Annotated in this window: 22 protein-coding genes and 1 tRNA gene; 8 read left to right on the forward strand and 15 right to left on the reverse strand. The window is 56.1% G+C overall.

The annotated features are described in order from the left end of the window. Positions 1-3 precede the first annotated feature (3 nt). The 4 genes from BFP95_RS23405 to pelG are packed head-to-tail and all read left to right on the forward strand — an operon-like array spanning position 4 to position 5,219. Entirely contained in the window at positions 4-1,371 is a 1,368-nt protein-coding gene (locus tag BFP95_RS23405; RefSeq protein WP_065879782.1) for a PelD GGDEF domain-containing protein, read from the forward strand. Further along, positions 1,349-2,341 (forward strand): transporter, encoded by a 993-nt coding sequence (locus BFP95_RS23410; RefSeq protein ID WP_065875797.1) that lies wholly within the window; start codon positions 1,349-1,351, stop codon positions 2,339-2,341. The genes BFP95_RS23405 and BFP95_RS23410 overlap by 23 nt, the downstream gene beginning before the upstream one ends. Beyond that, positions 2,334-3,848, forward strand: a complete 1,515-nt coding sequence (gene pelF, locus BFP95_RS23415) for a GT4 family glycosyltransferase PelF (protein ID WP_065875796.1) — start codon at positions 2,334-2,336, stop codon at positions 3,846-3,848. Before BFP95_RS23410 ends, pelF begins: the two co-directional genes overlap by 8 nt. After that, the gene (gene pelG / locus BFP95_RS23420) at positions 3,849-5,219 is read left to right on the forward strand and encodes an exopolysaccharide Pel transporter PelG (RefSeq protein ID WP_065910780.1); all 1,371 of its coding nucleotides are present in this window, start codon (positions 3,849-3,851) and stop codon (positions 5,217-5,219) included. An 886-nt stretch (positions 5,220-6,105) separates the two neighbouring features. Here the strand turns inward: pelG and BFP95_RS23425 are convergent. From BFP95_RS23425 to BFP95_RS23460, 8 genes are all read right to left on the reverse strand, one after another. After that, positions 6,106-7,320, reverse strand: a complete 1,215-nt coding sequence (locus BFP95_RS23425; RefSeq protein WP_065910781.1) for a phosphorylase family protein — start codon at positions 7,318-7,320, stop codon at positions 6,106-6,108. Further along, positions 7,317-7,790 carry a response regulator gene (locus BFP95_RS23430; RefSeq protein ID WP_065910782.1) on the reverse strand — a complete coding sequence of 158 codons (474 nt, stop codon included), beginning with the start codon at positions 7,788-7,790 and terminating at the stop codon, positions 7,317-7,319. Before BFP95_RS23430 ends, BFP95_RS23425 begins: the two co-directional genes overlap by 4 nt. Next, positions 7,783-11,304 carry a hypothetical protein gene (locus BFP95_RS23435; RefSeq protein ID WP_139115326.1) on the reverse strand — a complete coding sequence of 1,174 codons (3,522 nt, stop codon included), beginning with the start codon at positions 11,302-11,304 and terminating at the stop codon, positions 7,783-7,785. Before BFP95_RS23435 ends, BFP95_RS23430 begins: the two co-directional genes overlap by 8 nt. A 656-nt stretch (positions 11,305-11,960) precedes the next feature. Beyond that, complete coding sequence (locus BFP95_RS23440; RefSeq protein WP_065910784.1) at positions 11,961-12,236, reverse strand: hypothetical protein; 276 nt, start codon at positions 12,234-12,236, stop codon at positions 11,961-11,963. Next, positions 12,233-13,213: an integrase domain-containing protein gene (locus tag BFP95_RS23445; RefSeq protein ID WP_065910822.1), complete on the reverse strand. Its 981-nt coding sequence runs from the start codon at positions 13,211-13,213 to the stop codon at positions 12,233-12,235. The genes BFP95_RS23440 and BFP95_RS23445 overlap by 4 nt, the downstream gene beginning before the upstream one ends. A 286-nt stretch (positions 13,214-13,499) precedes the next feature. Next, entirely contained in the window at positions 13,500-13,775 is a 276-nt protein-coding gene (locus BFP95_RS23450; RefSeq protein WP_065910785.1) for a hypothetical protein, read from the reverse strand. Positions 13,776-14,120: 345 nt separating this feature from the next. Continuing rightward, positions 14,121-15,443, reverse strand: coding sequence for a tyrosine-type recombinase/integrase (locus BFP95_RS23455; RefSeq protein ID WP_065910786.1), 1,323 nt, complete (start codon positions 15,441-15,443; stop codon positions 14,121-14,123). A 172-nt stretch (positions 15,444-15,615) separates the two neighbouring features. Continuing rightward, positions 15,616-15,691, reverse strand: a tRNA-Thr gene (locus tag BFP95_RS23460). A 197-nt stretch (positions 15,692-15,888) separates the two neighbouring features. Between BFP95_RS23460 and BFP95_RS23465 the strand changes: the two genes are divergently transcribed. Continuing rightward, a complete protein-coding gene (locus BFP95_RS23465) occupies positions 15,889-16,299 on the forward strand; it encodes a hypothetical protein (RefSeq protein WP_065875794.1) in 411 nt (136 codons plus the stop codon). 264 nt (positions 16,300-16,563) lie between these two features. Further along, positions 16,564-17,499, forward strand: coding sequence for a cellulose biosynthesis protein BcsQ (gene bcsQ, locus BFP95_RS23470; protein ID WP_065890255.1), 936 nt, complete (start codon positions 16,564-16,566; stop codon positions 17,497-17,499). 241 nt (positions 17,500-17,740) lie between these two features. Here the strand turns inward: bcsQ and BFP95_RS23475 are convergent, their stop codons facing one another. From BFP95_RS23475 to BFP95_RS23495, 5 genes are all read right to left on the reverse strand, one after another. Next, positions 17,741-18,928: a methyltransferase gene (locus BFP95_RS23475; RefSeq protein ID WP_065875792.1), complete on the reverse strand. Its 1,188-nt coding sequence runs from the start codon at positions 18,926-18,928 to the stop codon at positions 17,741-17,743. Beyond that, positions 18,909-19,598: an ABC transporter permease gene (locus BFP95_RS23480; protein ID WP_065875791.1), complete on the reverse strand. Its 690-nt coding sequence runs from the start codon at positions 19,596-19,598 to the stop codon at positions 18,909-18,911. The genes BFP95_RS23475 and BFP95_RS23480 overlap by 20 nt, the downstream gene beginning before the upstream one ends. Beyond that, positions 19,598-20,290, reverse strand: coding sequence for an ABC transporter permease (locus tag BFP95_RS23485; RefSeq protein ID WP_065875790.1), 693 nt, complete (start codon positions 20,288-20,290; stop codon positions 19,598-19,600). Before BFP95_RS23485 ends, BFP95_RS23480 begins: the two co-directional genes overlap by 1 nt. A gap of 74 nt (positions 20,291-20,364) precedes the next feature. Further along, on the reverse strand, positions 20,365-21,117 hold the full coding sequence (locus tag BFP95_RS23490) for an ABC transporter substrate-binding protein (RefSeq protein WP_003187758.1): 753 nt from the start codon (positions 21,115-21,117) through the stop codon (positions 20,365-20,367). 13 nt (positions 21,118-21,130) lie between these two features. Continuing rightward, positions 21,131-21,904, reverse strand: a complete 774-nt coding sequence (locus tag BFP95_RS23495; protein WP_010213906.1) for an ABC transporter ATP-binding protein — start codon at positions 21,902-21,904, stop codon at positions 21,131-21,133. Positions 21,905-22,459: 555 nt separating this feature from the next. Here BFP95_RS23495 and gabP point away from each other — a divergent pair. Next, on the forward strand, positions 22,460-23,851 hold the full coding sequence (gene gabP, locus BFP95_RS23500; RefSeq protein WP_065910787.1) for a GABA permease: 1,392 nt from the start codon (positions 22,460-22,462) through the stop codon (positions 23,849-23,851). A 108-nt stretch (positions 23,852-23,959) separates the two neighbouring features. Here the strand turns inward: gabP and BFP95_RS23505 are convergent, their stop codons facing one another. Both BFP95_RS23505 and BFP95_RS23510 read right to left on the reverse strand, forming a co-directional pair. After that, positions 23,960-24,373, reverse strand: a complete 414-nt coding sequence (locus BFP95_RS23505; RefSeq protein WP_065910788.1) for a hypothetical protein — start codon at positions 24,371-24,373, stop codon at positions 23,960-23,962. A 12-nt stretch (positions 24,374-24,385) separates the two neighbouring features. Beyond that, the gene (locus BFP95_RS23510; RefSeq protein WP_065910789.1) at positions 24,386-25,330 is read right to left on the reverse strand and encodes an alpha/beta hydrolase family protein; all 945 of its coding nucleotides are present in this window, start codon (positions 25,328-25,330) and stop codon (positions 24,386-24,388) included. Between the two features lie 172 nt (positions 25,331-25,502). Between BFP95_RS23510 and BFP95_RS23515 the strand changes: the two genes are divergently transcribed. Next, the gene (locus BFP95_RS23515) at positions 25,503-26,468 is read left to right on the forward strand and encodes an arsenic resistance protein (RefSeq protein ID WP_065910790.1); all 966 of its coding nucleotides are present in this window, start codon (positions 25,503-25,505) and stop codon (positions 26,466-26,468) included. The last annotated feature ends 30 nt before the right edge of the window (positions 26,469-26,498 follow it).

The raw sequence follows: 26,498 nt of genomic DNA on the forward strand, positions 1-26,498 counted from the left end.
GCAATGAATTCTCCACACATGGATTACAGCCTGGCGCCTCGCGCCAGCGGGCCGGTGTCTTGGCTGGAAACGATACTGGTGACGGGCCTGGCGATCGGCCTCGGCTTCTGGCTCACGCCTGAAGACCCGTTGCAGATGCATGCCGGTTTCCCCTGGCCGATCCTGGCACCGCTGCTGTTAGGTGTACGTTATGGCTTCGTGCGCGGCTTGTTCAGCGCGGTTCTGGTGGTGGCGGCGCTGTTTGCGCTGCGCAGCAGCGGGCACGAAGGTTACACCCAGCTTGATCCGTCGTTTATCGTCGGCGTGCTGGTGTGCGGGATGCTCGTCGGTGAAGTGCGGGACCTGTGGGTGCGTCGCCTTGAGCGTCTGCAGATGGCCAACGAATACCGTCAGTACCGTCTCGACGAATTCACCCGCGCCCACCAGATTCTGCGGGTCTCCCATGACCTGCTCGAGCAGCGTGTGGCGGGCAGCGACCAGAGCCTGCGCAGTTCCTTGCTGGGCTTGCGGGAAAAGCTGCGCGGCATGCCGGTCGAAGGCGATGCCCTGATCGCGCTGGCTGAGCCCATCGTAGCGATGCTCGGCCAGTACGGCGCCTTGCGCGTGGCTGGGTTGTACCGCGTCGACGACAGCGAAAAAAACATACTGCCGCAAGCCCTGGCGATGATCGGTGTGATGGGCCCGTTGGACGCGGGTGATGACCTGATCAAGCTGTGCCTTGAGCGCGGTGAACTGGTCAGCGTGCGCCAGGAATTGATTGATTCCGGCAACTCCTCGCAGTTTTCGTCGCTGCAAGCGTGCATCCCGCTGATCGACGCCGAAGGCAACCTGATGGCCATCCTGGCGGTTCGGCAAATGCCGTTCTTTGCGTTCCAGGACCGCACCTTGAGCCTGTTGTCGCTGCTGGCCGGTCACATCGCCGACCTGCTGCGTCGCGACCCGCAAGTGCTGCAACTGCCGGACGCCGACGCCCAGCAGTTCACGTTGCAACTCAAGCGCTCGCTGGTGGACATCGAGCAGCACACCTTGCCGGCCGGGTTGTTCGCGTTTGAGATGACGCGCCCCAACGACGAGCTGACGCGCCTGATGGAGCGCAGCCAGCGCGGCCTGGACCTGCACTTGCCGGTGCGCAACAACCGCGACCACGCGCTGCTGTTGGTGTTGTTGCCGTTGACCAGCCCGCAAGGCACCGAGGGCTACCTGGCCCGTATCAGTCTGCTGTTGCATGAGCACTTTGGTATCGACAGCGACTTCGAAAGCCTGGGCGTACGGGTGATGCCTTTCAACCTGGAGCCTGGCTGTGATCGCAACGGGCTGCGTAACTTCCTTTACAACGAGTGTGGCTTGAATGATCAGCAAGTGGCTGTTTAGCGGAGCCTTGTTGTTAGAGGCGGGCAGTTGGGCCAGTTTGTGGCTCGATGCGCCTCAATTGCACCAATTGCTGGTCTTCTCCTTCAGCCACGGGCTCGCCTGCCTGATGCTGTGCGCGGCCGTGTGGCTGTTGCTGCCGGCGCGCTACCGCAAGCCGTTGCCGTGGAGCCCGCTGTTCATCTTCAGCCTGGCGTTCTTTGTGCCGGTCATCGGCACCTTGGGTGTGGTGGCTGCGATCTTCCCGGCGCTGTACTTGCCGCGCAAACGCGACAAACAAGCCTGGCAGGCCGTTGGTATTCCAAGCTTGCCGTACCGCGCGCAGGCGCAATTGCACAAGCCGGTTTTCGCCGATGGCGGCTTACAAGATGTGCTGCGTCACGCGCCCGATCCGGACCAGCGTTTGTCGGCCTTGTTGGCCACGCGACGGATGCCCGGCAAGGAAGCGGTGCCCATTCTCAAGTTGGCGCTGGCAGACCCCAGCGACGACGTGCGCCTGCTCGCCTACTCGATGCTCGACAAGCAGGAAAGCGATATCAACCTGCATATCCAGATGGCCCTCGAGCAACTGGTGGATGTCAGTACGCGCACCGCAGGCCCGGTCCACAGCATGCTGGCGCGCTGGTACTGGGAACTGGCCTACCTCGGCCTGGCGCAAGGCAGCGTGCTGGAGCACGTACTCAACCAGGCCAGCGAGCATGCCGAGCAGGGCTTGGCAGCGGGCGAGGGCGGTGAGCTGTTCCTGCTGGCTGGCCGTATCGCCCTTGAGCGCGGCGAGAACGAGCGCGCCGAAGTCCTGCTGCGCCTGGCGGAAGAAAACGGCATGGGTTCGGCCCAGGTCTTGCCGTTTCGCGCAGAGCTGGCGTTCGAGGCCGGTCGTTATCACGAAATTCCCGGGTTGCTCGCCAGCCTTCCCGAGAAAACCCGCCAGCGGCCACCGTTCGCTGAGTTGGTGAGGAGCTGGAATGAGTAACAAGCAAGAGGCACCGATTGCAGACATCTGCCTGCTGCTCGAAGGCACCTGGCCTTACGTGCGCGGCGGCGTGTCGAGCTGGATTCACCAGATGATCCTCGGCCTGCCGGAGTTGACCTTTTCGGTGATGTTCATCGGCGGCCAGCGCTCAGCGTATGAGAAACGCCGTTACGAAGTGCCGGCCAACGTGCTGCACATCGAAGAGATGTTTCTCGAGGACGCGACCCATCCCACCCATCTGCGCGGCACACCGCGCGAAGCCGACCCGCAGCACCTGGCCGACCTGTATCGCTTTTTGCATCACCCGGATCAGCCTGAACGTGAGCTGGGTGAGAAGCTGCTCGATTGCATCGCCAACGGCGACATGACCCTCGACGACGTCCTGCGCAGCCGCGCCAGTTGGGAGACGCTCAGCGAAGGTTATCGCCTGCATTGCGCCGACCCGTCCTTCGTCAATTATTTCTGGACCCTGCGCTCGCTGCAGTCGCCTTTGCTGATGCTGGCCGAAGCCTCGCGCAAAATGCCGCGGGCGCGCATGCTGCATTCGATTTCCACCGGTTACGCCGGGCTTTTGGGCTGCATTCTCAAGCAACGCTGGAACTGCGCCTACTTGCTCAGCGAGCACGGCATTTACACCAAAGAACGCAAGATCGACCTGGCCCAGGCCTCGTGGATCGCCGAGACCTCCGGCCAGGCGCTGAACCGCAGCCTCGACGGCGGCTCGGGTTACATCCGTACGCTGTGGGTGCGCTACTTCGAGCGGATCGGCCAATTGGCCTACAACAGCGCCGACAACATCATCGCCTTGTATGACGGTAACCGTCAGCGCCAGATCAAGGACGGCGCCGAGCCTGCGCGCACGCAATTGATTGCCAACGGCATCGACCTGTCGCAGTGGAATCGTGTGCTTGAAACACGCGCGCCCGGCATTGCCCCGCGGGTGGGCCTGATCGGGCGTGTGGTGCCGATCAAGGACGTGAAAACCTTCCTGCGGGCCATGCGCGGTGTGATCAGTGCCATGCCTGAGGTTGAAGGCTGGATCGTCGGGCCGGAAGAGGAAGACCCGGAGTACGTCAGCGAATGCCGCAGCCTGATGGCCAGCTTGGGCCTGGAGGGCAAGGTGCACTTCCTCGGCTTCCAGCGCATCCAGGACATCCTGCCCCAGCTCGGCCTGATGGTGTTGACCTCGATCAGTGAGGCGCAACCCCTGGTGATCCTCGAAGCCTGGGCCGCCGGCACGCCGGTGGTCAGCAGCGACGTGGGCTCGTGCCGCGAACTGATCGAAGGCGGCAGCGCCGAAGACCGTGACCTTGGCATTGCGGGCAAGGTTGTCGCGATCGCCGACCCACAGGCCACCTCCGTCGCCATCCTGGAACTGCTGCGCAGCCCGGAACGCTGGCAAGCCGCACAGGCCAGCGGCCTGGCGCGGGTCAACCGTTATTACACCGAAGCCTTGATGTTGCAGCGCTACCGCGACCTGTACCAGGCAGCCATGGAGAACAGCTAAATGGCCGGTATTGGCTTTGAACTGCGCAAGATCCTCTCGCGCGACTCTTACACCGCCACCCTGCATGCCTACGTCTATGCCGGGCTGATCAGCTCCGGGCCGTGGGTGTTGTCGATCATCAGCGTGATGCTGGTGGGCATCATTAGCCTGGGCTTGATGTTGCCCAACTCGCTGGTCGGGCAGTTTCTGGTGACGGTGACGTACCTGATGGCCAGCTCGTTGATCCTGACGGGCGGCCTGCAACTGTTCTTTACCCGGTTTGTGTCCGACCAACTGTTCCAGCGCAACTACGAGCAAATCCTGCCCAACCTGCTGGGCATATTGCTGATGGTTACCGTAGGCGCTGGCGTACTCGGCATCATCCTGCTGGCGGTGCTGTTCGATCAGCCGCTGATCTACCGCGTGCTGGTGCTCTCGAACTTCGTGGTGCTGTGCAACCTATGGCTGGTGATCATTTTCCTGTCGGGGATGAAAAAATATAACCGCATCCTGCTGGTGATGCTGGTGGGCTACTCGCTGATGGTTGCGAGCGCCTACCTGCTGAGCTTCCTGCAGATGCCAGGCTTGCTGCTGGCGCTGTTGATCGGGCACAGCACGTTGCTGTTCCTGTACCTCTACGACATCCTGCGCGAATACCGGGCTGAGAAGCTCATCGCCTTCGACTTCCTCGATCGCCGCAACGTGTTCCTCAGCCTGCTGGTGACCGGGTTCTTCTACAACTTCGGCATCTGGGTGGACAAGATCATGTTCTGGTTCAACCCGGCCACCTCCAACACCGTCATCGGCCCGCTGCGCGCCTCGATCCTCTACGACATGCCGATCTTCATCGCCTACCTCGCGATCATCCCCGGCATGGCCGTGTTCCTGGTGCGCATCGAAACCGACTTTGCCGAATGGTACGACCGCCTGTTCCGGGCCATCCGCGACGGCGAAACCCTGCAGCATATCGGCTCACTGAAAACCGAAATGACCCTGTCCATCCGCCAGGGTCTGCTCGAAATCTGCAAAGTCCAAGGCCTCACCGTGGTGCTGCTGTTCCTCTTCGCACCACGCCTGCTGGACTGGCTGGGCATCTCCAGTTACTACCTGCCACTGTTCTACATCGACCTGATCGGCGTGAGCATCCAGGTCGTCTTCATGGCGCTGCTCAACGTATTCTTCTACCTCGACAAACGCCGCGTGGTGCTGGAACTGTGCGTCCTGTTCGCCGTCCTAAACGCCGGCCTGACACTGCTCAGCATGCACCTGGGCCCGAGCTTCTTCGGGTATGGGTTTACCCTGTCGCTGCTGGCGTGTGTACTGCTGGGGCTGGCGCGGTTGTCGTCGGCGCTGGAGGATCTGGAGTACGAGACGTTTATGTTGTCGCGCTGATCGCGGTGGCTGGCGAATAAAAAAGGCACTTGTCGGTTAGCGGCAAGTGCCTTTTTTGTTGCTGACGGCGGGTTATTGCCCGGTGTTTCAAGGAGACTCCAGCACCTTCAGGACTGTTTTTACGTACGCTCTTAACATGATCCCTATCCCTGAATGACGGCAAAAGGATACTGCCGCGCTGAGTGTAGGTCAGTCGTAGTTTTTTGCTCGAGCGGGAGAATCAAGTCGCTGTTTGTTTGTAGAGCAGAAGCTTTTTATGCGTCTAACTTACGCCGCGAGGGGGAGGGAGGCTCATTTCGCGAGGACTTTGAGAAGCCGCGGCGCAAGCTCAAACGGGGCGAGGCAACTCGCAATAACACCAAAGTGTAGAAACAACAAAGGCCCGCATTTCTGCGAGCCTTCGTTTTGTTTGGTGCGGCACCAGGAGTCGAAAATTATGATAATTTTATGATTTATATGGTTTTTATTTGTTGAGACTCGACTATCTATCTCTAAAACTATCCTTTAGTACTCGCCCAACCTTTCATCACCGCAAGAAAAGTCTAACCAGGACTGATTGCCCTCGATGCATGGTATGCATCGTACTTGCGTGATAAGAGTGGGGCTATGGTGCGCGCCAGCAAACGGCGCAACGCTGTGATTGGTAACAGTCCAGCAGTCAAGACCGGTCATTCTTAGAGGTATGCGCACGAGGGCTGCAACTCAGTGGGGCTGGGGGCGCTGTTTCGATACCTTGGTAGTTAATGCATTCACTGTTCTGCCATTAACCTTTCATCAAGTTATCTATAAACATAGAAGGGCGAGAGCCATAGGCCTGCCTCGCCCATTGTTTTACAAGATTAGATATAAAGTCTGAAGGTGTACTTAAGGTCAATGGTTGTTGCAGTTAAAAGTTTTCATTTGTGACTAACTTATGGAAAAATTTTGCACTGGTATAAGCTGCATATTTTTGCCAAAGGTCATTCTTCTCAGCGTCAGCAAAATCACACACAGACTTAATTGCGATTGGTAAAGGGGCGGGTCTGCAAGAAAAATCAGCACATGCCATTACAGCGTAGGCTTCCATCTCAACACCTAGAACTTCTCGATTTTGTGCAGTAATAGGCTGCATTGCATCGCTTGTGGCCAACACGGCGGCCCCAGATGCCATTGGGCCTACATGTATTGCAAGCTTACCCTGTGGAAGTTCTTTCTCCCATTCTGACTGTATCGCTCTAGCAGTTATGCCATCTGTCGCAAGCTCCATTGACAGTTGAGAAATATGCGTGTCAAGCGGATGTGGATAGGGCGCAGCCAAAAAGACGCGCGTGCCGTCTTCCTTCTCGGCATGCTTGCCACTCCCCCAGTCCCATGACGGGTCAGCTACGATGACATCTCCATAATTGGTTTTTCCTTTTACGCCTGCACAAATCCCCAACATTACTATATATTTAGGCTTAAACTTCGCTACCATTTTTGAAGCCAGCGCCGCAGAAGATGGCATGCCCTTTCTACGCGCAGACGCCGCGATTACAGTAAGATTGCCTTCCTTGCGATTGATTTCTCCCACATGATAGCCGGTCGGATCGTCAGGGAATCGCAATGATTTCCACCCATAGGGAAGCTCTAATACAGCAGGAAGTTCTGGGTCACCCAATGCGGTCATGATAACTACATCAAAACGAGGGGAAGCTGAATCTAAGCGGGCTCGCCGTTGGAGGGCATATTTAACTTTCCCCAATAAAACCCGCTTCCAATTGCTTGCCTGACCCTCTTTATAGGAACAAAATATAGCGCCCCTATCATTTACCTCCTGCTCGGCTTTCTCTAACTCCTCCTCTAAGGCGGAGAGAAATATAATATCGGGCAGAGAGATTGAGCGATCCAACATTAGCATGTCATGAAACGCCAGCCCCCCACTCCTCTCAGGGGCCGAGCCCAACGTTGCTGGAAGGTTAAGGTCAATGACGAGCAAGTCATACTCTGTATTTTGCAGCTTACGGCGAGCCTCATTCGCAGTACTTGCATGCTCAATAACTACCGAGGGATTGAATCCGGTAGCTACTTCGGATATCGAAGCTATTTTTGCGTATTCATCATCCACAACAAGAACTTTAATCATTGAATTTCAGCTCGAATGTCATTTATAAGGGTTTTCAACGAAGCTCGCCAACCATCTTCAGCAGGGTTGTAGTACACTGATCCGCGAAAGGTCGGCCTGAATTGATCTGCAAGCTTTTCCACCAACTGGCTAAGCGAGACTTTCGACGAGTTGTCCCCGAAAGCATCAAACATCGTTACCACAATGGTGGGTATTTTTATTCCTCGAAGTTTCATTTGGGCCAAAAGCTCGCTACCTGCAAAACTCTCTGGACTACCACCAGTTGGTTCCGTAGGTGATACGTCGTAATTAGGCATGCTCATATCCAAGAGAATAAACTCATAGGATTTTGAACCCTTGATTACAGATTTTAAGCCGCTATTATAAGATCGGGCCGTAGCTATGTCATATCCTGGAAATTCATTGTTAATGAAATCTTCAAGGATCTTGAGCTTGTCCTCATCGTCCTCAATTATAAGCATTTTATTCATCAGTCACCTCCATGCCGAATTTTACGGTAACTTTAAACTTTTGCTCATTTGTGAAGCCAAATACAAGAGATGGATCGCGATATTGAGGTGCGTTAATGATCGCCCATAATTTATGAAATCCGCTGCGTCCTTCCTTCTGTGCTTTGTTACGATTGTCATCCTTAGTCAACTCCGAGCGAATCCGCTCCAGACGCTCCTCATCACGATCATCAAATGTCTTGGGGAATACCTGATTGGTGAGTGTAGCACTGAAGCAGCCGTCTTTAAAATCGAGGTCTGCGACCACTTTAAGATTAGACAGAGACTCTCCTGAGTGACCAATCGCGTTCTCGAAGAGGACGCAGAACATATCGACCATGGCATCAAGACTTCTTCCGGGCATGATTCCTGCTGCGTCAGATATACTTAGAGCAACCCCCTCCCAATCACCCGCACCTGAGATAGAATTTCTGATCATGTTCGTTGCAATCAAGACAGGGAACTCGATGATGTAGTCTTGGCGGTCATATACTTCGCTTCGCTTAAACCAAGACGTCACAGTCATTAACTGTGTCTGAGTGCTAGTTCGCGCTCTATATACATGGTTATAAAGCTCTCCAAGCCGATCTGAGAAGGCTAGATTATTCAATGCGCGCAGTAGGTCGTCGAATGTCCCCATCAATCGCTGGCGAATCCCTGATCGCAATATTTCTTGTACGAGAACTAAGTTTGCATCCGTTTTATCCCATAAAGCATCAATGCATAGGTCGATAAACTCATCTAGGTTTTTGAGCTTGGTGTCACTTGTTTGCATGTACATGCGTTCAAGGTTTGATGTCTGATATGAGAATAGTGCTTGCTTGTTAGTGTCTTTGGAAATCAAGTCATGAGTTATCTTGATCTGGATCAGGTCGTCCTTTATATGCGCGATAATTGAATCTAGGTCAGTTGCAAATCCTTCAAGAACGTCTGAAAGCTCGTTGTGCTCACTTTCGTTTAGCTCGAATAGGGTTTGAGCCCAATGGTAATTAGGCACATATGATAAAGAGCCTTCTTTGCGCTCCGTCACAAGAAACTCATCCGCTGCAGGCTTGCGCAAGGCGTTGCTGAGCTTTCCATGCCGCACGCGCGTGCTTAGATAAGCATTCAAGCCATGATCGCCTCGGAGGAACTCATTTGTAACTTCTTTAAACATTGCCGCGAATTGGAGGTCTAATTCGGTCGGACTTTCAGCAAAAAGTATATGATACATTGATGCTATGTGAGCGACAGTGCTATCACTTCCCGATTTAGAGAGTAGCTCTGATAGCTTTCCAATCACCGAACTGTCAAGGCTAGGTATATTAGGTGTTGCTGATTTATATCGCGCGTATGCATCGCCAAGTTTAGTTCGTAGTGCTTTTTTTATTGCGGCAATGTCGACATACACTTTGCTCTGTTCTACTAAGTTTGTAGCTTTCGCGATTTCAAGAGTCTTTACGCGCTCGCGGATTTCGGCAAGATACCCAAGGGAGCTTTGGCTATCAATTTCAGCCAAGACCTGACAAACCTTAATTCGCTCCTCTTCAATCTGCCGCGTACCTTCGTATAACACTGTTTGCCGCATAACTTCTGGGCGCCAAACGTTGTTCAGATAGTAGATTACGTTACCTAGCCCAAACTCATCAGCTCTGCCACTTAGTGCGCTGGGCGACTCTATCTGAAAGCTTGTTTGGAATCGCTCAAAAGCGTACCTCAAATGTGTAATTCGATCATCTGAGCGGTAAGAAGTATAAAGTTCGAATGCGAGTGGTAAAAATATTGACTCTGGCCAATCTTCTGGCTCCTCTAACTTCCCTATAATTTCATCAAGCGGCAAAACGGTCGGGGCATGAGGCCATTTGAGAAAGCCTGTAACTAGATACTCGATGGATTTTGAGTATTGACCGCTTCTTGAATAAGCGATGGCGGCGGCAGCAGAGGCGCGTAGAGACTCTGCACCACTTGAGTTAGTTACCAACCATTCAAAATTTTCTATCGCTGCAGTGAAGTTGTTACGTGCAAGGTGGTAGGCGCCCAGATAGCGACGTCGGCGTTCCTCTGTAATATTTTTTGTGTCGGCTGCTTCGCCCTGGCTGACCAATATAAAGACTTGGATAGTGGCGCTATAACGATGTTTCTTACTGAAAAATCTAATAATGTCTTGCGTGCCTAAAACAACGGGCTGTAGCAAAGCGCTAAAGGGAGTAGGCTCGCTCTCCAGGATAACTAAGCGCCGCAGCGCCGCAGACGGATATTCGAACTTGTCACTCGTCAGTTCAGAAGCGACGACCGCTCGCAAAAATGTTGTCCAAGAGTGTCCGTAAAAACGATCATGAAGAGCGTATAGTGATAGAGCTGAAGAATATGTATCAGGGGTAAGAGATATGATATTTCGTAGATGTAGCTCAATTTCTCCAATTATTCCATCACTTTTCGTGCTTTCCTGCCCAAGCTTCAACTCAGCTCTCACACGCATTACGAGCGCACCCATGTCAGCGGGTTGCTGCTTTAGATGCACATCAGCTAACTCAAGCGCGACCTGATAATCTCCTTTGGAATAGGACTCAATGAGATCTTCTTTGCTACTAAGGCCTTTATATAGATCTCTATCTCTTACATCTAATGCGATCAAGAGTGGGATTAGGCGCTTATCTGATGTTGATCGATATAAGAAGAGCACTGGCTGCGACAAGATTTCGCGAAGAGTTTTTGTGAGCGGCTCTTTTGCGGCAACTGCTTGAAGTGTTGTAATTAGACTCTCGTAGTAGTCAATTACACTAAAGTGAGAATCAACTAGCAATGTTAACGAAAGATCGTCAATATCTGGATCTGATAGTCCAAATAGCTTGTTTTTCATGAATCGGTGTGCTGAGCTTTCTGATGACTCAAAAAAGTTTGCTAACTCGGTTTGGAGATAGCCAGGCACGGTTGTGCCTTCAATTCTTTTTGATATGAAGTACAGTAGTACTCTTAGAAAACTATTTTCCTCCGTTTGCTTTTCATATGCCCCGACAAGACGTCTTTTTTCTTCGACACCTTGATAGTACTGGGCGTTTGCCAAAGAGTTCTGAATGTACCATAATGACCAGCCAAGTTCTCTTTCGGTGTTTTTAAGAGCGTTTGACGCACCTTCGCGATCATTTAAAAGCAAGCAGAGTTCAAATTCCTCTTTGTATGAGATGAACGACTTTAGCTCCTTGTTGTATATGCTTAAAGTTACAATCGCCCATATTACTTCGTTGGCTAAACTGCTCGGGCTGCTTGTTAAAGACTCTGAGAAAATTTCATTCAATGATCTAGGGAAGGCAGCTCCATGCACGCCTTCGATAAATTCAGTGGTCAATTGAAGGCTATTTAAGAGTGGAAAAAAAATATCAGAGCGATTTTTGCTCTTTAGTGTGAATACATAATCTGCGTCTGGAACAGACCGGTTACTAAAGTTTCTCTGAGCAGCGAATATTTTTTTATTTGCGCCGGATTTGCTCAGCCGCCTATTCGATGGTTTCCTTGGCATATAATCACTTCGCCTGTTGGTAGAGTAAAAGACAGAGCCAATATTTTAACTATATTCTGAAGTGGCGCTTAGTGTATAGCGATCATCATACAGAAACCGCAACTGCATCAACTTTCTATTATGTTTTCGCTGCTGTAAAACTTACTTGCCTTGCCGGCTGAAGCTGACCTAGCAAATTTCCGACTTGCCTCGAGCGATTATGGATTAGGTTAGCAGCCCTCTGCCACAACAAAAAGTCGAAAGCCCCTACTTCATAACAGCATGTGGCAAGGCGCTTTCCGATCAGCATCAAAATGCGGATCATCTTTACACTTTCGTTCACGTCATTTCATCTTGCCTGGTAGTGTAGGTGCTTTGTTGCAGTCTGTAGGGCTCGTTGTCAGCCCCAACGAGGCGCGAGCTATCCGCGTTTGCTGCTCAAATGCGTGGCTGCGGCCGTTTGATTTGCGATATAAACCTGCTCAAGGCAGGCATGCCAGCGACGACCTGATGGCATGAAAACATGTGTTTTCCCCCCTCTGCTATCGGGGGGCTTCTAGCCCCGTCGATGATCGGACACCTCCGAAAACCGGTGTGTTCACACGTGGCATTTCTTAACGGCTTGGCCGCTTCAGGCCGATTGTTGTTGCAGGTGACTACCAAAAGTCAGGCTCTGCTCAAATATTGAAAACCCATGATGTTTCTAGGCGTCGAGCGAGCAACCGTGCCGTCAGGACATAGTAATACCGCGTCGCCTCACTCCGTTGGTTTATGTGATGTTTGAGATACCAAGCCAAATGCTTTCTTTGCCAAGTCCAAGGCGTCTCTCGCTGCCAACGTTTTGCAATCTCAGCTTGGATGAGTTTTGCTTGCCGTAAATGGCGCTGCCGCGTTGCGTACGAACCCGTCAGCACCGCAGCCAAGAATAGCTCCATATCGAATACCTTACTCATCTGCGACCTCCTACATAGGCAGCGATCACATCTATCCGACCGTGCCCCAACTCATAGCTGATTTGCTTCCGGGCCTCACGATCAAGGTTCCTATCTACCTGGTAACATTGGCCACCGTTGACAGGCGCGGGGTGTTGGGTGATTTGCTCATAGCGCTCACATGCGTACGCCGCTCGTAGCTCATGGAAGCCCTTGAGATTGTGTGCATGCAGGATGTCCCGCGCAGGGCGGATGATTTCTTGCAGAAGATTCAGGTAGCTTTCGTGTGGCGCAATGAGGTTGCGGCTACCCGCAGGCGACACCTGCCGTGCAAACCCAAGTGCACCCCGAACATGGTCGTCCACCGCAATCCAACGTGGCGCCGAAGCGCCGGCGCGGCCGCCTTTGGTGCCATCCTGAATGTTAATCCTGCCTAGGTCGTTAGCCTCACGGCTTAGCCGTCGCAGGTCAGCCAAAATGGCCTCACGCAAGCGCATGCCGGTGGCTCGCGCCAATAGAACGATAGCGGCGGCCCTTAGCTGATGATGGCTGTAAAACGCATCGACGATCTGCTTAACCTGTTCGTGGTCCTGGCCCTGCGGCACCGAGTGTCGAATCCCGGTGCGCTGCATACCCAACGCCTTGCTCGGACTTGGCAATTTCACGCACTGATCACCGCGAAGCGCCGCCATGGTCCTGTTAACGCTGGATAGCCGATTTTGCGCGGTGCTGATGGCGAGGTCACCGAGCCCAACCATGTCACGGAGATACGCCGCATAGTTAGCCAACACCTTCCGATTAACCTGCCGCGCATCATTGATACCGGGCCCCTGTTCGGATCGACACCACTTCACAAATGCCTGCCACCGATCAGAATGCGCCTTGACCGTGCCGTAGTGGCCACCGCCGAACATGTCTTTCAATGCCTGCGGCCCTGCGTAGCTCAATTGCCTGCCGTAGCCGAAATTGCGGCCATCGCGTCTACCCACCAATGCCATCTCAGTCACCTCATCTCCCGTTCTCCGATCCTCGCCCCACGTCATCCCGCCACCAATGTTGAGTGTTATCAGGGATCAAGGCCCCTGCGACCTGTGAGGGTTGTCCACTAACGCGGGACTGGCGGCTCCTTACGACCGGGAGCTTGGGCATCTCATGATCTGGCCTCCTGAGCACTTCCGAAGAAGTGGGCGGGTGGAGGCTGCGCTGGCTGACGAGACCAGCGCCGCGAGATCCTGAGTCGGGTTAAGGCAGTGAAGCGATGACCGGGGCATGCCTGACTGTCAGTCAGGTGAAGTCCATTCCGTGGATTGCGGCACCATCATCTGCATCGCTGTTGCTGGTGACTTCGGTATTTGTCACGCCGATTGTCACGAGGGGAAATGCCGCAAAGCCTTGTACGAGGTGGGCTGCAGCAGCGGTAGGAGCGCCCGTCTCTTTCCGGAAGAAAGAGACGGGCGCATGTTGGCGCAATGAAATGGCCAAGCGGATAGGTTGCTGCAGGGCAGCTATAAAGGGGTATGAGTTGCCGCAGTGGGCACTCTGGTAGAAGTAGGCATCCATCACATCGCTGTGACCGTGCGAGCTGCCGGACGCTAATCGCACTTTGGGAGAACCACCACAGTGTGGCGTAGCCTTAAAGGTTCTGGCTACCTGGGTTGCTGTCAACGACAGCGCTTTGCCCGATCTTTTCTACGCCTGTGGATAATTCGGGTCAAGGCTCGAATTTTCGGGAGTTGTGCGGCTGTGGATGAAATTATCCACCGGTGGAAATCTGTGGTTTTCCACAGACAGTTGCGTGGGCTTTAGATTTTTTAAGTGAGGTCCATCCAAGCAGGGCGGCTTTGCAGCCCTGTTTGGATGGACCCGCGTGGACAAGCGGATCGCTGAGATATGAAGGCCGAGCGCTTACTCAGTTGCGCCACGTTTTGCTTTTAAGCGAGTGACGTTTGGGCCGATCTGGTTCGCGAATTCGTGGGGGGTGACATGCTCCTGTCGATTCGTCTCCAGGTACCGGCTCCACCAGTTCATGATCAATCTGCGCTCCTCAATGAATTCGGCCTTGTGAATGTAAGCCGCGCGGACGTTGTTGCGCTCTTTGTGGCTCATCTGCCGTTCAATGGCGGTCTCCGACCATAATCCTGACTCGATCAGTGCGCTGCAGGCCAACGAGCGGAAGCCATGGCCACAGATTTCGGTTTTGGTGTCGTAACCCATATTTCGAAGCGCGCTGTTCACCGTGTTTTCAGACATCGGTTTCGACGGGTTGGCGTCGCCTGCAAATACCAGGTCGAATTCGCCGGTGAGGGTGCGGATCTGTTCAAGCAGGGTTACGGCTTGCGGTGATAAGGGTACAAGGTGGATGTCCCCGGCCATCTTCGTACCTCTTGTTGAAAAGGGTACTCCGTCCAGCGCGGGTCGAGTGTCCGGTATCTCCCAGGTGCCGCGCTTGAGGTCGAACTCGCTCCAGCGGGCGAAGCGTAGTTCGCTGGAGCGGACAAACACATGTAGCGAGAGCATGACTGTCAGCCGAGTCAGCGTTCGTCCTTTGTAGGTGTCGATGCGCTCCTGCAATTCAGGCAGGCGCGATAAGGGTAAAGCTGGGCGGTGAACTACCCTCGGGGCTTTGATCAAACCTTCAAGGTCGGAGGCAGGGTTTGCCGCGATCTGTCGAGCACGTTTCGCCTCGCGCATGATGCTTTGCAGGTAGTTTTGTACCCTTAACGCGACGTCAATCGTGCCACGCTTCTGGATTGCTTCCAGAGGTTGCATCAAGTCGTGAGTGTCTAGGTCGACAATAGCGCGATCGCCGATTAGTGGAAAAACATGGGTTTTGAGACGGCTCAGGACCGTCTTGGCATGACCCGGAGCCCATTTGGCAGACATCGCTTTGTGCCAGTCCAAGGCTGCGTCCTCAAAGGTTCGGCCTCGGATTGTGGCTTGCGTCTTAGCTTGGTGTTTGGACTCGATGGGGTCGATGCCTTCCGCCAGCATCCGCTTGACCTCTAGGCGCTTCTTGCGCGCATCGGCGAGGCCGACCACGGGGTAGTTGCCGAAGGAGGTCAGTCCTTCACGACCATCAGGTTTTACATACCTGAAACGCCAGCCTTTACGGCCATTGGGTTGGACTAGAAGGTAGAGGCCGTCGCCGTCGAAAAGCTTGTAGGCGCGGTCGGTGGGCTTGGCTGAGCGGCAAGCCGAATCAGAGAGCGGGGCAGTGGTGCGCGACATAAGGGTACTCCTCCCTTTATCGAATGACCTTACCCCTATCTTTATCCTTAAAACGGCTGGTATCCATAAGAATTTGGCGGAATCCGACGGAACGCCAAAACGAAAAAACCCGCCAGAAGGCGGGTTTTTCGGGGGTTCCAGAGATTTTGAAAGCCTTCTCTGGAACCTTGTATGGTGCCGGCACCAGGAGTCGAACCCGGGACCTACTGATTACAAGTCAGTTGCTCTACCAACTGAGCTATACCGGCGTGTTAGGGCGACGATTATAGCGATTGCCAAGCTTCTGTAAACCCCTGAATTCTGACTATTTTTGCAGAAGCCAAGGTTTTCTCGCAATGATCCCTTTTTCCTCGCAACGAGGTAGGATTCATCCCTCGTCATCTAGCGGTCTACTCGGCCTTGATCGAGGCAGCCTCCGCACCATTTCTACCAAAGGAAGCCCTACATGAAACGGACTCTTTCACTGTCCCTCATCCTTCTCGTCACGGCCCTCAGCGCGTGTTCCACCCATAAGCCTGGCAACGATCCAGCTTTGGTCGGCACCTGGAAGGGTTTGCGCACGGAGACCAGCAAGTGCCAGTTCCTGTCGTGGACCAATAACCTCAAGCCGGACGGCCGTTTCACTATTACCTTCTTCCGTGATGCGCAGCAGACTCAGGTGATTCAGACCGAGCAGGGCACGTGGGCAGCGGCCAATGGCAAGAATGAATTGCGCACGGATGGCGTGCCTTCGCCGGATATCTACACGTATAAACTGGTGGACCCGGATACCGTGCATTACGTAAGTGTGGCGGCGGATCCTTCCAGTGATTGCCAGGGTGATTACGAGTTCACCGAGCGCCGCATTCGCCCTTAAGTCGATTGGTGTGCCAGAACCGGGCAGTCGGGTGCCCGGTTCGTTCATGTGTACAAATACTTTGGGGCCAATGCTGGCGTGGTCATTAATTTGACTACTTGCCGCCGGTCTAAAAATTCAGCGTTAACTTCATCAAAATAATGACACTTTGTTGTCGGTGTCAGAGAATGCGGTAGCAGAGCCGCCTATATAAAAAGACCTGCGGTAAGCCTTCTTCTTGCCGACCCTTCACGTCTTTAGGCAGCGTCGTGTGGGAGTTTGGTCATGAGCCTTACTGACGAGATTTTTGTGTTGCTCGGCAAACATGTCACTCGAGATGTGCGCGGGCTGAGCGCGCGGTTGCATTTCTTCGGCAGTGTTCCGGTCGACGATGGCGCCCCCTTTCCTTCTTCAGGCCCGAGCGCCAATGAACCACCTCAACAGGAAGATGTTGCCGTGGCACGGCCAACTGTAGTCGCGTTGGTATCGGCCAATGGAGGCGTGGGCCGCAGCACGCTGGTCACTGCCTTGAGCAGCGGCATGCAGCGGTTGGGTGAGTCGGTGGTGGCCTTGGACTTGGACCCGCAGAACGCATTGCGTCATCACTTCGGCGTCAGCGCGAGCTTGCCTGGCATCGGTCGCACCAGCTTGTTGAATACGCCCTGGGCTCAGATCCAGCAACCGGGCTTCGCCGGGTGCCGGGTCATCCCCTTTGGCGATATCGATGCCCAGCAGCAGGAAAACCTTCACGGTTGGCTCAAGCGCGAACCGGGTTGGCTGGCGCAGCAGTTGTCGGGGTTGCACCTGAGCGCGCGGCAAACGGTGATCATCGATACCCCCGCCGGTAATAATGTCTACTTTCATCAAGCCTTGAGCGTGGCCGATGTGGTGTTGGTGATTGCCAAGGCTGACGCCGCGTCCTTGGGCACCCTGGACCAACTCGATAGGCTGCTGGCGCCACATCTTGCGCGCGAGGGCCCGCCGCAGGTTCGCTATGTGCTTAACCAACTGGATGAGGACGATGCCTTCACCCTGGACATGCTTGAGGCGTTCAAGCAGCGCCTGGGTGGACAGCCGCCGTTGGAGGTGCACCGCGACAAGGCAATCAGTGAAGCGCTGGCGTTTGGTATCGACCCCTTGGACAGCCAGGCATTGACCTTGGCCGGAGACGATATCGACGAGCTTTGCCGGTTATTGATTGCGCGCAAAAAATCGCTATAAGTCGCGGTTTATACGCTTAACGCCAGATGCTTATGCACAATCGGTTGGTTGAGGGGGTCACGTAACAGCCATTTTGTGGAGCGGTTCTCATCCCGCCGCAACTGCCTGTTTTGCGGGTGTTTTATTTTGTGAACAAAAAATGATCAGCTTGGTTTTTGACCTGTAGCGCAGATGGCTACAGGCTCTGTAAAGAATCCATCAACAGAGTTATCCACAGGCTGTGGTGCGACAATTCTGCCCCTTAATCGCGCTCGGCAAGCACCATCAAGTTGCGCGGCGTCAATGCGGGTTCGCAGAAGCTGCCCACTTCGACCTTGTAGCCGGTTTCGCTTAGAAACAATGCCCGATCCAGTACCAGCCATAACTCCAGCGGGCGCCGAAATAGGCCACGCACCAATTCCAGGTTTCTGACCTCGGCCAAGCGGCTCCAGCCGTACGCCTCTAATGTCGCCCACTCCTGTTCACCTGTGGATAACCCTTTAAGGCGTGCCAGTTCCCGGCAGTAGTCGGCGAAAGGCTTGTCCAGCCAACTCGTGGGCAGTGAAGGCGCGGGCAGGTATTCGTCGCAGCCACGCAGCTCGCGTTGCAGTTGATCGAAACCCAGGCGCCGCGCCATGGATGTGTCGCGCTGCAAGCGCACCCGCTTGCCGGCGGTGACGGTTTCGCTCAGGGGCAGGCCAAGGTCATCGATCGACAGTTGCAAGGTTGAGGCGCGGCCTGCGTTGGACAGTGCCTGGTAGGTGTCGGCGGTGATGCGGTTATAGCAGCAGGGCGCCAGCGCAAGCTGTTGGCAACCGACCGCGTTGGCCAGTTTTAGCAGGCGCACGTGCAGGTCGCCACAGGCGTGCAGGGCGACGGGCGTGTGTTCACGGCTGAGCGCCACATCGGCCATCACATCTTGCAGGCGATGGATAACGGGCAGGCCATGGTGATCGCTCAACGCCTGGCCTGCGGCGATCAACGCCGGATCATATTCCAGGCAGGTCAGCGCTTGATCGGCTTGCAACAGGCGACGGCCAAGGTAGCCCTTGCCCGCACACCAGTCGAGCCAGTGCGTGGGTGTTTGCGCAAACTGCAGGGCAGCGCCGAACGCTTCGATTTGCTGCCATTTGCGGCCGGGGACGTCGACGTTCAGGCGATGGCGAGCGGGTGCCAGCGGCTGCGTTGGTAATTGATCCACAGCGCTGAGGTGTCGGGCTTGCGCGGCAAGTTGTGGAAACGGAGCAGGTGCCGCCAGATCATGCGGCTGGTTGTGACTGGTTTCCGCATCGGCCAACGAACGTTGACGCAGCCAGGCGGCGAGGTCAGGATGTTCGGTTTCCCAGGGTAGATGCCGATGCGTAAAGGGCCGTGGTTTCCACAGCCCTTGGTGCTCGATCAGAAACGCATCCAGCGCCTGGAAGCGTGCCTCAACGTCCCTGGCATTCATCGACGCGCAGCCAGCGTTCCAGCAGTTTGAAGCCGCGTACCAGCAGATACGACATCAGCAGGTAGAACACGCCGGCGGTGAAGAACATATCCACCGTCAGATAGTTGCGCGCGATGATCGTCCTGGCCATGCCGGTCAGCTCCAGCAGTGTCACCGTGCTCGCCAGCGAACTGGCCTTGAGCATCAGGATCACTTCGTTGCTGTAGGCGGGCAGGCCGATGCGCGCGGCACGGGGCAGGATGATGTAGAACAACGTCTTGGGCCTGGACATGCCCAGTGCCCGGGCCGCTTCGATTTCACCCGGTGGAATCGCCTGGATCGCGCCGCGCAGGATCTCGGCGATGTAGGCGGCGGTGTGCAGGGTCATGGTGGCCGTGGCGCACCAGAACGGATCACGCAAATACGGCCACATGAAGCTGGTTTTCACCGCATCGAATTGAGCCAGGCCGTAGTACACCAGGAACAATTGCACCAGCAGCGGTGTGCCACGGAAAAAGAAGATGTAGGCGTAGGGCAGCGAGCGCACATACCAACGCTTGGACGCCCGGGCGACGCCTAGGGGAATCGCGAGTAGCAACCCGAGAATCACGGCAATGCCCACCAGCTCCAGGGTCAGGATGGCGCCCTGGATAAATTTCGGCAGCCACTTGAGGATGACTTCCCATTCCATTACGTCGTCCTCACGAAGCCGCGCGCGGCGCGTTGTTCCAGCAAGTGCATGCCGATCATCGACAGCGAAGTAAGGCCCAGATAGATGAAGGCCGCCACCAGATAAAAGGTGAAGGGCTGCCGGGTGACGGTGACCGCGATCTGCGCGTGACGCATGATTTCTTCAAGGCCGATGACGGTGACCAGCGCGGTATCCTTCATCAGGATCATGAACAGGTTGCCCAGGCCCGGTAGGGCGATGCGCCACATCTGCGGCATGATCAGGCGCGTGAAGATGCGGGTTTTCGACAGCCCCAGCGCCAAACCGGCTTCGCGGTGGCCCTTGGGGATGGCGATGATTGCGCCGCGCAGGACTTCCGTGGCGTAGGCGCCATAGCACAAGCCCAAGGCGATGACCCCGGCGGCGAAGGCACTGAGTGACAGGTCGGGAATGCCGAACACCTCGCCCAGTTCACGCATCAGATTGATCGTGCCGAAGTAAATGAGCAGCACCCACAACAGTTCCGGCACGCCGCGCACGATGGTCGAATACGCGCCACCCACCCATTGCAGCGGCTTGTACGGTGAAGTCTTGGCCAAGGCCCCGGCAAGGCCGAGCACCAGCCCCAGGCACAAAGCCGTGAGCGCCAGTTTGACGGTCATCAGCGCGCCAGCGGCAAGCGCCGGGCCGAATCCGTAGAGATCGAAATTCATGGTGTTTTCATATCGCGGCAGGCATTGCAAAAAGCCGACGCGCTCACATGAGCGCGTCGGGCATACCGTTCAGATCATTCGATGCTGAAAGGGAAGTACTTGTCGTTGATCTTCTTGTAGGTGCCGTCTGCCTTGATCTCCGCCAGGGCTTTGTTCAGGCGTTCGCGCAGCGGGTCGCCTTTACGTACGGCGATACCGATCTTGTCGCTTTCTACCACCGGGTCGCCTTTGAACTCGTAGGCGGAACCGTCTTTGCTCTTGAGCCATTCGTACTGCACGTACTTGTCGGCCAGGATGCCGTCCAGGCGACCGGACGTCAGGTCGAGGTAGGCGTTTTCCTGGGTGTCGTAGAGCTTGGCTTCGGTATCAGGCAGCTTGTCTTCCAGGTAAGTACCGGCCAACGTCGCGCGTTGTGCACCGATGACTTTTCCTTTCAGGTAAGCGGCGTCGGTCTTGAAGTCGGCGGTGGCTTTAGGTGCGATGAACTGCAATTTGTTGGAGTAGTACGGGTCTGTGAAGTCGACGGCCTGCTTGCGTTCATCGGTGATGGACAGCGAGGACACCAGGAAGTCGAACTTCTTGGCGTTCAGGGCCGGGATGATGCCGTCCCAGTCGGACACATACACTTCGCACTTCTCGACTTTCATCTTGGCGCACAGGGCGTCACCGATGTCTTTGTCGAAGCCGACGACGTTGCCGCTGGCGTCCTTGTTGTTGAACGGCGGATAGGCCGCTTCGATCCCCATTTTCAAGGTTTCTGCCATGGCCGTGGCGCTGAACGCCATCGAGACGGCCGCGGCCAGAAGGAATTTTTTATAGTTCTGCATGCATGTTGCTCCGTTAGCGGTTGCTGGACATGAATTGTTTGCAGCGCGCCGAAAGCGGGTTTTCAAACACCTGCTGTGGCGATCCTTGCTCTTCGACCAGGCCCTGGTGGAGGAACACCACTTCACTGGACACTTGGCGGGCGAAGCCCATTTCATGGGTGACCAGCAGCATGGTGCGGCCTTCTTCGGCCAGCGCGCGGATCACATTAAGTACTTCCTGAACCATTTCCGGGTCAAGCGCCGAAGTGGGCTCGTCGAACAGGATGACCTTGGGTTGCATCGCCAGGGTGCGCGCGATGGCCGCCCGTTGTTGCTGGCCGCCGGACAATTGCGCGGGGTAGGCGTGGCGCTTGTCGGCAATCCCGACCTTGGCCAGCAGGGCTTCAGCCACTTCAATGGCTTCGGCTTTACTTTGGCCGAGCACACGGCGGGGGGCCTCGATGATGTTGTCGAGGATGCTCATGTGCGGCCACAGGTTAAAGTTTTGAAACACAAAACCGATTTCGCTGCGCAGGCGGTTGATCTGCTTGCCGTCGGCGGCCATCAGCTCGCCGTTTTTCGCGGCCTTGAGCTTGAGTTCTTCGCCGGCCACCAGGATCTGGCCCTGGTGCGGGTTTTCCAGCAGGTTGATGCAGCGCAGGAAGGTGGACTTGCCGGAACCGGAGGAACCCAGGATCGAGATCACATCGCCGTCGCGAGCGGTCAGCGAAATACCTTTAAGTACCTCCAGCTCACCATAGCGTTTATGCAAGTTGCGGATTTCAAGCGCGGGCGTGGCCTCGGCCATGTGCGGTCCTCGTTGTGTTCGTTGCGATCTTCGCTGTTGGTCCGCCTTCCTGGCGAGGCGCCAAGCTAGCATAGCGTCTTGATGGCAGCCAACAGCGCGGCCGGCGGTAAACAGGTGGTGTGCGGCAGGGTGTCGCATCGGCACAGCAGCGTGTCGCGCCATCAACAACCGAACAACCGTTTGAACCCGAAAAGCCGCAGGCTTCGCGTAAAAAAGGGCGCGATGGTGCCAGCTTTGGCCGGGGGTTGGAAGGGTTAACCGGGCAAACGGTGCTTATCAGCCCTTTTGTAGGGCGTCACGTACTTTTTGTGTGTGTTTATGGTGCGTTTATTCGTCTTGAAAGTGAGTCGCACGGTAACGGTATAGCGGAATGCCATTGTTCTCAATGACTTGCGATGACTGCTCAATCTTCCTACAACCCGCGTCAATCGCGACGCCGTAACATTTTGGCGCAAATCTTGCGTAAAAAATAAAGAACGCCCTGTTGGTTTCTTTTCACGAGAAAGATCGCAGGCCGGGCGGACCGTTTTCGCAATTCCTCGTAAAGGTGTGTCAATGAGTAGTACGCAAAGCTCCAATGACCTCGAACAGGGGCTCAAACCGCGTCACGTCACCATGCTGTCGATTGCCGGCGTCATCGGTGCCGGTTTGTTTGTTGGCTCCGGCCACGCGATTGCTGCCGCTGGCCCGGCCGTACTGTTGGCTTACGCCGCTGCGGGTACGCTGGTGGTGTTGGTGATGCGCATGCTGGCCGAAATGGCCGTCGCGTCGCCGGACACCGGTTCGTTCTCCACCTATGCCGACCGGGCGATCGGCCACTGGGCCGGTTTTACCATCGGCTGGCTCTATTGGTGGTTCTGGGTGCTAGTGATTCCGTTGGAGGCCAACGCCGCCGCGACCATCCTGCATGCCTGGTTCCCGGATGTGGCCATCTGGGCCTTTACGCTGATCATCACCTTGCTGCTGACCGCGACCAACCTGTTCAGCGTGAAGAACTACGGCGAGTTCGAGTTCTGGTTTGCGCTGATCAAGGTCGTGGCGATTGTGGGCTTCGTGATCCTCGGCCTGGCGGCGATTTTCGGTTTCCTGCCAACCAGCCAGGTCAGCGGCGTTTCGCACTTGTTCGACACCCAAGGCTTCATGCCGAACGGCATGGGCGCGGTATTGGCGGCGATCTTGACCACCATGTTCTCCTTCATGGGCACCGAGATCGTCACCATCGCGGCGGCTGAATCGAAGAACCCAGGCCAGCAAATCACCAAGGCCACCAACTCGGTGATCTGGCGGATTGGTCTGTTCTACCTGCTGTCGATCTTCATCGTGGTGTCCCTGGTGCCATGGAACGATCCGACCCTGGCAGCGGTGGGTTCGTATCAGACCGTGCTGGAACGCATGGGCATCCCGAATGCCAAGCTGATTGTCGACCTGGTGGTACTGGTCGCCGTGACCAGCTGCCTGAACTCGGCGCTTTACACCGCCTCACGCATGCTGTTCTCCCTGGGCCGTCGCGGTGATGCACCGGCCGTGGCCAAGCGCACCAACAAGAGTGGCACGCCTTACTGGGCTGTTCTGCTGTCTACTGGCGCAGCGTTCCTGGCAGTGTTCGCCAACTACGTGGCCCCGGCGGCAGTGTTCGAATTCCTGCTCGCCAGCTCGGGCGCCATTGCATTGCTGGTCTATCTGGTGATCGCGGTGTCGCAACTGCGCATGCGCCAGAAACGCGCCGCGGCGGGTGAGAAGATCGTCTTCAAGATGTGGCTGTTCCCGGGCCTGACCTACGCGGTGATGGTGTTCATCGTGGGCACGCTGACCATCATGCTGTTCCAGGAAGCGCATCGGGTCGAGATTATCGCGACTGGGGTGCTGAGTTTGCTGGTGGTGGCTGCAGGGCTGTTTGTATCCAGCCGGCGCAAGGCGCAGAGAGCGGGTGCTGCGGTGCTGAACTAAACATTGTGGGAGTCGGGCTTGCCCGCGATGACGGACTGATAGTCGATATCTTCGTCGGCTGACACACCGCCATCGCGGGCAAGCCCGGCTCCCACATTTTGTCCGGTGTCAGTCTTGCGAGCTGGTCAGCGCCTGGGACGCCGCCACGTAATCCGCCTGGAACTCTGGCGACTCAATCCACGCCAGTGCTGCTGCTTCATCATCAGTGTCCGTGGCCCACTGCCGATACTCGATCAGCGCCGCCAGGATAAAGTCGGTGGCTTCTTCTTCGCCTTCCTGCTCAAGCACCAGCGCCAGCAACGGGTGGGCCAGGAACACGGCGCAGAGGGCTTGCTGGCTGGTTTCGCCTGCAGCGCGCATTTCTACGAACAGCTCGGTCAAATCCACTGACTCAAGGTCAATGCGGCTGTCATCACCGGCAAACGCATCCGGCTTGGTCGCGACAGCGCGCTGGGTACGGTTTTGCTTGGCCTTGGCCTTTGCCCGTTGGGCACGTTTTTGCTGCTTGTCTGGCGAGGCCATGGGCTTAGCGTCCTAGGGTTCTGAAACTGGGGGAGTATTGAAGCGCAGGTTGGGGGAAATCCCAAGGGGGTCCGAAGCTAATTGGCCGTTTTGCAGCCACACCAATGCAATCGGCCACAGCCTCTCCTGATGCTCGCTGCGAAAAAATGCGAAATGTCCGACTGCCTTTTCGCCAATATCTGCAGGCGCGATCCGCAGATGAGTGCGCTCACTGCCGTCGAAGTAACCCAGTAGTCGCTCGATGGCTGCGACGGTCCCAAATGGATCATCGGTGATGCTGATGGCCAGTATCTGCGCCTTCACGCGACTGAATGGCAACTCACCCAAGGTTCGCCCGCTGGGTCGCGTTTCAAACCTGGGCGTTAGCGTGCTCCAGTCCCGCACCACGCCCGCTGGCGTGTCCTCCAGCCAGCCCAAGCGTTTGCCGGGGAAGTACCCGCATAGTGCCGTCGCCAGCGGCATCACTACATGCCATTTGGCAAACATCCGCCAACGCTCATTTGCTGCGTAATCGCGCCAGTACGCAAACTGCGCCCCTACGGTCACGACCCGCCGGATGATCGCGCCCGACGCCCCGAGCCCGGCTGCACAGCCACCGAAGCTGTGGCCGACGACATCAATCGGCTGCCCTGGAAATTCCCGTTGCGCTCGCTGCAGCATCGCCTCGAAATCCAGCACGCCCCAATCCGACCATGAGGCTTTGAAGCCACGCAGTGAGCCGCTGCGGGATTCGCCGATGCCACGGTAGTCGTAGGTGATGACGTCAAGGCCGTTGGTGAACAGGTAGTCGGCGAAGCGGGCGTAGTGGCGGCAGCGTACGGAGGTGGCGGCGTTGATGACGACGACGGGGCGTTCGAGGGCGGTGCGCAGGTGGCGCCAGGTGAAGCCGCCGATGGGGTAGCCGTCAGCGGCGGGCTCACGGAACGCTTCGGGGGCGGGACGGGTTGGCAGGTGCATAGGGCGACTCTTTCCTTGCGCTTTTCTATGAGGGCTTGGTAGCTCACGCGCTTTTTATAAAGAATTGAAACTAACAAATTTCGCTCCCCTGGGCGCGGAGACTGTCACGATGCTCGACGTGATCCGTTTGGGTGCATAGGCTGACGAACTTTTGATCGATCTGAGTCAGGCCATGACCCGCGACACCCTCGAATACAACCAGATCCCGTTCTACTTTGTAGCTGTGCTGCTGGCCGCCGCTTTTGGCCTGCTCGCACCCTCACTTGCCCACGGCCTCAGCGCGCTGGTCACGCCCGCCATTGCGGTGCTGATGTACGCAATGTTCCTCCAAATTCCTTTTTTGGATCTGCGCCAGAGCTTGAGTAACAAGCGTTTCCTGTCGGCACTACTGCTCGCCAACTTCATCTTGGTGCCCCTGCTGGTGTGGGCATTGACCCAGAGCCTGGTCGGGCGTCCGGCATTGCTGGTAGGGGCGTTGCTGGTGTTGCTGACCCCGTGCATCGACTACGTGGTGGTGTTTACCCATATCGGCAAGGGCGATTCGCGGTTGATGCTGGCGGCCACGCCGGTGCTGTTGCTGCTGCAATTGGTGCTGTTACCGATCTATCTGAGTGTGATGCTCGGCGCCCAATCCGAGGTGGTGGTGGAGGCAAGGCCGTTTTTCGAGGCGTTTCTCTTGTTGATCGTGGTGCCGATGATTCTGGCGGTGGTGACGACTTCCCTGGCACGGCGATCGTCGGTCGTCAGTGTTTGGAACAGTGGCTGGGCGTGGTTGCCGGTGCCGGCGATGGCGGTGGTGTTGTTTGTGGTGATCGGCTCGCAAATCACATCGGTGGTACGGGATATCAACCTGTTGCTGCCGGTGATCCCGGTGTATGTCGGTTTTCTGGTGCTGGCGCCGCTGATGGGCGTGTTGGCCTCGCGGTTGTTTGCACTCCCGGCGGCGACGGCCAGGGCGGTGACATTCAGCGCGTCGACACGCAACTCGCTGGTGGTATTGCCTCTGGCGCTGGCCTTGCCCGAGGATGTGCGCGGGTTGGCGGCGACGGCGGTGATCCTGCAAACCCTGATCGAGCTGGTGGGCGAGTTGATTTACGTTCGGTTGATCCCTAAGTGGGTGTGGCCCGCAGGTCGGTAAGCGCGGGAATGTTCAGGTCTGTTCAGGCGT

The sequence above is a fragment of the Pseudomonas sp. 58 R 12 genome (genome assembly GCF_900005865.1).
In the GTDB taxonomy this organism is placed as follows: domain Bacteria; phylum Pseudomonadota; class Gammaproteobacteria; order Pseudomonadales; family Pseudomonadaceae; genus Aquipseudomonas; species Aquipseudomonas tritici.